Annotated in this window: 1 protein-coding gene and 1 pseudogene; one reads left to right on the forward strand and one right to left on the reverse strand. The window is 69.6% G+C overall.

Annotated features, from left to right (window positions below; translation table 11 throughout):
- Positions 1–163: 163 nt before the first annotated feature.
- Positions 164–3,337, reverse strand: coding sequence for an isoleucine--tRNA ligase (gene ileS, locus ACWF94_RS34590; protein ID WP_453497867.1), 3,174 nt, complete (start codon positions 3,335–3,337; stop codon positions 164–166).
- 555 nt (positions 3,338–3,892) lie between these two features.
- Here ileS and ACWF94_RS34595 point away from each other — a divergent pair.
- Positions 3,893–4,393, forward strand: a pseudogene (locus ACWF94_RS34595) (1,4-alpha-glucan branching enzyme); the annotation flags it as partial.

A 4,393-nucleotide genomic window follows, 5' to 3' on the forward strand; every position in this document is an offset into this window, starting at 1 on the left:
CCCCCGGACGAAGTCTGGGGGAGATTGAGGACACGGCCGAAGGCCGTGCGGGCGGCCGGTGCTTGCCCCGGGCCCCCGGGCCGTGGAAGGGCGGAGTGGGGAGAGACCGGGGCCCGGGACCGCTGTGGCGGATTCCATGGGTCCCGGGGCCCCTGGGAGATGGCTACTGCTTGCGCAAGTGGAAGGTCAGCGACAGACCTTCGTCGGTGAACGCCGGACCGAAGCCCGCCTCCGGCTCCGACGACTGCGTGAACTCCGTCGCCAGCACCTCGTCCGCGATCAGTGAGGCATGCGCGCTCAGCGCCTCCACTGTCGACGGCTCCGACGACTCCCACGCCACCGCGATCCGGTCCGCCACATCCAGTCCGCTGTTCTTACGGGCCTCCTGGATCAGGCGGATCGCGTCGCGCGCCAGGCCCGCGAGGCGGAGATCGGGGGTGATCTCCAGGTCGAGTGCGACGGTGGCGCCCGCGTCGGAGGCGACGGACCAACCCTCGCGCGGGGTCTCGGTGATGATGACCTCGTCCGGGGAGAGCGTGACCGTCTCGCCGTCGACCTGCACCGAGGCGGTGCCCTCGCGGAGAGCGAGCGACAGGGCGGCGGCGTCGGCTTCGGCGACCGCCTTCGCCACCGCCTGGACACCCTTGCCGAACCGCTTGCCCAGCGCCCGGAAGTTCGCCTTCGCCGTCGTGTCGACGAGCGATCCGCCCACCTCCGACAGCGACGCCAGCGAGGAGACGTTCAGCTCATCGGTGATCTGGGAGTGCAGCTCCGGCGGCAGGGAGGCGAAGCCGGTCGCCCCGACCAGCGCGCGCGACAGCGGTTGACGGGTCTTCACCCCCGACTCCGCGCGCGTCGCCCGCCCCAGCTCCACCAGCCGGCGCACGAGCGCCATCTGCTGGGAGAGCACGGGATCGATCGCGGCCGGCTCGGCCACCGGCCAGGTCGACAGATGCACCGACTCCGGCGCGTCCGGCGTCACCGGGACCACCATGTCCTGCCAGACCCGTTCCGTGATGAAGGGGACGAGCGGGGCCAGCAGCCGGGTGACCGTCTCGATCACCTCGTGCAGGGTGCGCAGCGCCGCCGCGTCGCCCTGCCAGAACCGGCGGCGGGAGCGGCGTACGTACCAGTTCGACAGATCGTCGACGAACGAGGACAGCAACTTGCCGGCCCGCTGGGTGTCGTATGCCTCCATCGCCTCGGTGACCTGGTCCACCAGCGCGTTCAGCTCGCTCAGCAGCCAGCGGTCGAGGACCGTGCGCCCGGCCGGGGCCGGATCGGCCGCGGACGGTGCCCAGCCTGAGGTGCGGGCGTAGAGCGCCTGGAACGCCACGGTGTTCCAGTAGGTGAGCAGCGTTTTGCGCACGACCTCCTGGATCGTGGTGTGCCCGACCCGGCGGGCCGACCACGGCGAACCCCCGGCGGCCATGAACCAGCGGACCGCGTCTGCTCCGTGCCGGTCCATCAGGGGGATCGGCTGGAGGATGTTCCCCAGGTGCTTGGACATCTTTCGGCCGTCTTCGGCGAGGATATGGCCGAGGCACACCACGTTTTCGTACGACGACTTGTCGAAGACGAGCGTGCCGACCGCCATCAGTGTGTAGAACCACCCGCGCGTCTGGTCGATCGCCTCCGAGATGAACTGCGCCGGGTAGCGCTTCTCGAAGATCTCCTTGTTCTGGTACGGATAGCCCCACTGCGCGAACGGCATCGAGCCCGCGTCGTACCACGCGTCGATGACCTCGGGGACCCGGGTCGCCGTGCCGGAGCACTGCGGGCAGGCGAAGGTGACCTCGTCGATGAACGGCCGGTGCGGGTCGAGCGACGACTGGTCGGTGCCCGTCAGCTCGCTCAGCTCGGCGCGCGAGCCGACACAGGTGAGGTGGTCCTCCTCGCAGCGCCAGATCGGCAGCGGCGTGCCCCAGTAGCGGTTCCGGGAGAGTGCCCAGTCGATGTTGTTGTTCAGCCAGTCGCCGTACCGGCCCTGCTTGACCGAGTCGGGGATCCAGTTGGTGTTCTCGTTCTCCTCGATCAGCCGGTCCTTGACCGCGGTCGTACGGATGTACCACGACGGCTGCGCGTAGTAGAGGAGCGCGGTGTGACAGCGCCAGCAGTGCGGATAGCTGTGTTCGTACGGGGTGTGCCGGAAGAGCCTGCCGCGCTCCTGGAGGTCCGCGGTGAGCTTTTCGTCGGCCTTCTTGAAGAAGACGCCGCCGACCAGCGGCACGTCCTCCTCGAAGGTGCCGTCGGGGCGGACCGGGTTCACCACCGGCAGACCGTAGGCGCGGCAGACCTTGAGGTCGTCCTCACCGAAGGCGGGGGACTGGTGGACCAGGCCCGTACCGTCCTCGGTGGTGACGTACTCGGCGTTGACCACATAGTGGGCCGGGGCGGGGAACTCGATCAGCTCGAAGGGGCGCTCGTACGTCCAGCGCTCCATCTCGGCGCCGGTGAACGACTGCCCCGTCCGCTCCCAGTTTCCCCCTGGGCCCTGCGGCCCGGGAGGTGCCCCCACCCCCAGCGCCTTCTCCAGCAGCGGTTCGGCGACGACGAGCCTCTCCTGGCCGTCCGTCGCCACCACATAGGTGACGTCGGGGTGCGCGGCGACCGCAGTGTTGGACACCAGGGTCCAGGGGGTCGTCGTCCACACCAGCAGGGCGGCCTCGCCCGCGAGGGGGCCGGAGGTCAGCGGGAAGCGGACGAAGACCGAGGGGTCGACGACCGTCTCGTATCCCTGCGCCAGCTCGTGGTCGGACAGACCGGTGCCGCAGCGCGGGCACCAGGGCGCCACCCGGTGGTCCTGGACCAGCAGACCCTTGTTGAAGATCTCCTTCAGCGACCACCAGACGGAGTCGATGTACTCCGGCTTCATCGTCCAGTACGCGTCGTCCAGATCGACCCAGTACCCCATGCGGTCGGTCAGCTCGGCGAAGGCGTCCGTATGTCGGGTCACCGACTCACGGCACTTCTCGTTGAAGGCCGCGATGCCGTACGCCTCGATGTCCTTCTTGCCGGAGAACCCCAGCTCCTTCTCGACCGCCAGCTCGACGGGCAGCCCGTGGCAGTCCCAGCCGGCCTTACGGGCGACGTGGTAGCCGCGCATCGTACGGAAGCGGGGGAAGACGTCCTTGAAGACGCGTGCCTCGATGTGGTGCGCGCCGGGCATGCCGTTCGCGGTCGGCGGGCCCTCGTAGAACACCCACTCGGGGCGGCCGTCGGACTGGGCGAGGGTCTTGGCGAAGACCTTGTTGTCGCGCCAGAAGTCGAGCACTGCGTGCTCCAGCGCGGGCAGGTCTACCTGGGCGGGCACCTGGCGGTACTGCGGGGGTGTCATCGACGAACTCCTCCGGCGGACAGATTCTCTTCCGTCGGAGGGACGAGAGCTGCTCGGCTCCCGCGGTACCACCCTCCTTGGCGGCACATGGCGCACCGCCCCCTCATTGGGGCGCGAAGCCGGGTCTACTCGCCTCGCGGCTTTCTTCCGGCGGCTCCGGGGTGATGCTTCACACCGCGCTCGCCCCCGGGCTCTCACCGTCCCCGGGTCGCTCATGGCTGCGTACGGCGCTACTCGTCCCCATCCAAGCCTTTCGCTCCGCCCAGTGTACGGGCCGGGACCGGCGTCCTCCGACCGAGTTTCCCGGCCGCGCGGGGGGCTCCGGCCTTGACCCGAATGGCCAGACGCGCGCCGCGGGACTCCGGGGCCCTCCGCCGGGGCGTCGAGGGGCGGATTACCGGGCGGGGAGCTGGGCACAACGGATGCAGGTCCGTTCCACCGGGGCCGGGGCGGGCCGAAAGCGGCGGGTCTGCCCGTTTGCCGCGGGGCTGGGGTCGATTTATCGTCCCAGCACGATTCGCGTGCAAGATCACAATATGTGAAGGGGCCGCGGCCATGGTGGCGAAGAAGACCGCCGAGAGGAAGCCGGCGTCCACGGGAACCACCGCGACCGAGGCGGTGACCGGGGACGCGAAGGAAGCGCGCGGGAAGAAGAGCACCGTCGCGAAGAAGGCCGCGGCACCCGCTGGGAAGACGGCGGCTCCCGCCGGGAAGAAGGCCGGGAGCACCGCCAGGAAGGCCGTGAAGAAGGCCGCCGAGACGTCCGTAGAGAAGTCCGTAGAGAAGTCCGCAGGGAAAACCACCGCCGGGAAGCCGCCACCCGCGAAGAAGCCCACAGGGGCAAAGGCGGTGGCTGAGAAGAAGGCGATGCCCGCGAAAAGGGCGGTACCGGTGAAGAAGACGGCAGCCGCGAAGAAGACGACATCTGCGAGGAATGCGGTGCCTGCGAAGAAAGCGGCAGCCGCGAAGAAGGCGGTGCCCGCGAAGAAGGCGGTGCCCGCGAAGAAGGCCGTACGGGACGGGAAGCCCGCTGTCAGGAAGGCGGCGGCCAAGAAG

It is taken from the genome of Streptomyces sp. NPDC055078 (assembly GCF_053607985.1).